Source organism: Pseudoalteromonas sp. S558 (assembly GCF_005886635.1).
Classification (GTDB): domain Bacteria; phylum Pseudomonadota; class Gammaproteobacteria; order Enterobacterales; family Alteromonadaceae; genus Pseudoalteromonas; species Pseudoalteromonas aliena.
Window position 1 is genome coordinate 1 of sequence record NZ_PNDU01000119.1, and the last position, 3,816, is coordinate 3,816.

Annotated in this window: 4 protein-coding genes; all 4 read left to right on the forward strand. The window is 38.3% G+C overall.

The features are described from left to right. The first annotated feature begins 80 nt into the window (after positions 1 to 80). Positions 81 to 491 (forward strand): TlpA family protein disulfide reductase, encoded by a 411-nt coding sequence (locus CWB66_RS09485; RefSeq protein ID WP_252371732.1) that lies wholly within the window; start codon positions 81 to 83, stop codon positions 489 to 491. A 132-nt stretch (positions 492 to 623) separates the two neighbouring features. Then, positions 624 to 887 carry a GrxA family glutaredoxin gene (locus CWB66_RS09490; protein WP_077538500.1) on the forward strand — a complete coding sequence of 88 codons (264 nt, stop codon included), beginning with the start codon at positions 624 to 626 and terminating at the stop codon, positions 885 to 887. Between the two features lie 160 nt (positions 888 to 1,047). Next, complete coding sequence (locus CWB66_RS09495; RefSeq protein ID WP_138585193.1) at positions 1,048 to 2,898, forward strand: DEAD/DEAH box helicase; 1,851 nt, start codon at positions 1,048 to 1,050, stop codon at positions 2,896 to 2,898. Positions 2,899 to 3,409: 511 nt separating this feature from the next. Beyond that, positions 3,410 to 3,718, forward strand: coding sequence for a hypothetical protein (locus CWB66_RS22650; RefSeq protein ID WP_252371733.1), 309 nt, complete (start codon positions 3,410 to 3,412; stop codon positions 3,716 to 3,718). Positions 3,719 to 3,816: the final 98 nt, after the last annotated feature.

The following is a 3,816-nucleotide window of genomic DNA, read 5'->3' on the forward strand; positions in this document are numbered from 1 at the left end:
TGGTCTGATCAATGTCTGTTATAAATATAAGCTTGGCAATATTAGTCTTTTATTTAGTAAGTACTTTTAAAGAACGCAATTTGCTTCAAACGAATAATGCACCAGCGCCCTATTTTAATTTACCACTTTTAAACCAACCGACTGAAAGAATAAGCATTGCACAACTTGAAGGCAAAACCACTGTTGTCTATTTTTTTGCGCCATGGTGCACTATTTGTCGTTACAGCATGCCGAATCTAGAAGCAGCACTCGATAGCTCTAATATTAATGCAATTGGTATTGCATTTGATTATAAGAATGAGCAAGAAGTCGCTCACTTTGTTGATGAATTAAACCTCACTATGCCAATTGTATTAGGAGATAAACATACTCAAGCGAACTATAAAGTAAGTGCATTTCCAACTTATTACGTCATAAATGAAAAATTGCAGATCACTGCGCGTTCAATGGGCTACTCAAGTCAGCTAGGGATTGCAGCAAGAGCTTGGTAGATACGTGGTCCATTGTGACTTAAATTTTAGAATGCACAGCATCATAAAAATAGAACAACACAATCGGTTTTTTATGCTTTAAAATATTTTTTAATCATTTAAACTGAAAAAAATCAACTAAAGGAGAGCGTTATGCTTACAGTAATTTTTGGCCGCGAAGGTTGTCCATTTTGTGTACGTGCAAAAGACGTAGCAGAACAACTAGCAAATGAACGCGATGATTTTAAATTTCGTTATATCGACATTATAAAAGAAGGGATAAGCAAAGTTGATTTAGAAAAGTCAGCGGGTAAACCTTGCCCTACCGTACCACAAATTTTTGTAGACCAAAATCACATTGGCGGGTTTACCGAATTTGAAGCTTACGCAAAAGAAAACCTAGGCTTGTACAAATAAGCTTTGTATTAAATATGTTAACCAGTTTAATAAACCTCAAATTAAACTGGTTAAATTTCGACCACTTTCAAATACATATAAATTAGTTTCAATTTATACAAGCATTTGCCTCGCTAATCCTATATAATGCGCGCCTCTTTAAATTCGTTGAGGCGTATTAATGTCAGAACCAGTCACGTTTGAATCTCTAAATCTTTCTCCTGCAATTTTGAAGGCAGTTGAAGAGTTGGGTTACAAGACACCATCTGAAATCCAAGCTCAATGTATACCGTTATTGCTAGAAAGAAAGGACGTACTGGGACTAGCTCAAACGGGTACAGGTAAAACCGCAGCATTTGCACTGCCATTACTTAATAATATTGACCCGTCTGTGAAGCAGCCACAGATCCTTGTACTCACACCAACACGTGAGCTTGCGATCCAAGTAGCTGAGGCATTCGAACAATATGCTAAACATGTTCGTGGTATTGAAGTATTGGCACTATATGGTGGCCAAAGCTACAGTATCCAATTAAGCGCACTTCGTCGTGGCGCTCAGGTTATTGTTGCAACTCCAGGTCGTTTAATCGATCACATTAACCGTGGCACTATCAAGTTTGATGCTCTACAAGCACTTGTACTTGATGAAGCCGATGAAATGTTACGTATGGGCTTTATCGATGATGTAGAAAGCATCATGGAAAAAACACCGCGCGAAAAGCAAACATGTCTTTTCTCTGCGACTATGCCTAAGCAAATTCAAAACATCAGCAGCAAATATATGAACAATCCTGAACAGGTTCATATTTCTGCACGTAACTCAACAGTATCATCTGTTGAGCAAGTGTTTTGGAATGCAAGCGTACATAAAAATAAAGCAATTGTTCGCTTCTTAGAAGCTGAGCAATATGAAGGTGCTATTGTTTTCGTTCGTACACGTAACGATACAGTACAACTTGCTGAGTTATTAGAGCGCGAAGGTTTCTCTGCTGCTCCACTTAACGGTGACATGAACCAGCAAGCACGTGAACGCACTGTAGATCGTTTAAAAAGTGGCATGCTAAACATTGTTATTGCAACAGATGTAGCGGCACGTGGTCTAGATGTTGACCGTTTAAGCTTAGTTATCAACTACGATATTCCACAAGATTCTGAAGCCTACGTTCACCGTATCGGCCGTACAGGTCGTGCTGGTCGTACTGGTAAAGCAATTTTATTCGTAAAACATAACGAACGTTATTTACTTAAAAATATCATTCGTCATACGAAGTCTGAAATTGCACAAGTTGAATTACCAACTGCAAAAATTGTTGAAGAAAAACGTATCGAAGCGTTACAAGCAAAATTAACTATTGCGCTTGAAAACAAAGACATTACATTCTTCAATGATGTAGCTACTAACATGGCTGAAAAACTTGACCTTCCTCTTGAAAGCTTAGCGGGTGCGTTACTGTGTTTAGCACAGCAACAGTCGCCAATTAAAGTTGAAGAAGTTAAGATTCAACCTCGTGAACGTAACGAGCGTAACGACCGCAATCCACGTAATGACCGCAACGATCGCGGTGACCGTGGACGTCGTAACGAGCGTGGCGGCGAACGTGGTGGTGAACGCGCTGAGCGTAAACCTCGCGAACGTAACAGCCGTGATGCAGGCCCTATGGATACGTACCGTATCGAAGTAGGTCGTGAACATGGTGTTCAGGTTAAAAACATTGTTGGCGCTATCGCTAACGAAGCTGACATCTCAAGCAAGTTTATTGGTGATATTCGTTTACACGACAATCACAGTACGGTTCAATTACCGCAAAACATGCCTAAAGATGTACTTGATCATTTCCAAAAAGTGTTTATTTGTAAACGTCCTATGGGCTTAACAATCACACAAGATCAAGGCCCTGCTGAACCACGCGGCGAACGCTCTGAGCGTCCAGCTGGTGATAAACGCAGCTTTAACAAAGACGACAGTGCACGCGGTGATAAGCGCAGCGGTCCTCGTAAAGAACGTCGCCCAGTAAGCTTCACAGCTAAATAAGCAACGACTCTTTAATAAAAAAACCTTGCCACGAAAGTGACAAGGTTTTTTTGTTTTTAAGCTGCTGCTACAGTGAAAACAAGGTAAACTTTCGCGTCAATTCAATAGTCGCTTGAGATAGTTTTATTAGTCTGAGTTCAGGTTGCTTAATGCCTATAAATACATTTCTTTGATTTTAAAACAACAAAAATTCTGTAAACTAGACAAAGGCTATAATTCACGGACGAATTAAAAATTGAAAAAGATTTACGACAACTTGCTCCTTGTAGCAATAATACTTCCCATTTTATTATGCATCACTATTCCTATTTTAATGGACTTTACAGATCCGCCATTCATCTCAAATGAACTATACGACGTTGTTTTCTTTATAGTCCTCCCTATTATCTGCTGTGCACTATTTATCTATTTAAATATACTTATATTCAATAAATATAAACGCTGCAGTAAATATAGAAAATCACTTAAATACAATTTTTCAGATACTAAAATGAAATTGGAATCCATTTTCATGTACCCATTATCCCCTTTATTAATCTATGGAATACTTCATATTTTTATCTCTGATCCTATTAAATTATGGGCTTACTACACACAAGGCGACTATTGGTATAAAGAATATATCCTGACAGATGTTCAAGAGTGTGGCGCTGAGTATGAAGATAGTTGTACTCGTTTATACTTCAAAGACCCTAAAACGAATAAAATTCATGATTTTAGGTGGTATGACGATAAGTCTAAAATAATGAGCAACAAAAACGATTATGTATATATTGTTGGTGAGGCCAGCTTGTTTGGCTATCCCCCTGTGTCAGGATAGTTGTCGCTTCTAACTTTTAATAGAGGCAGATAAAATGAGACGTCGATTTACACAAGAATTTAAAGTTCAAGCTGTTGAAAAAGCATTATCGCAATGTG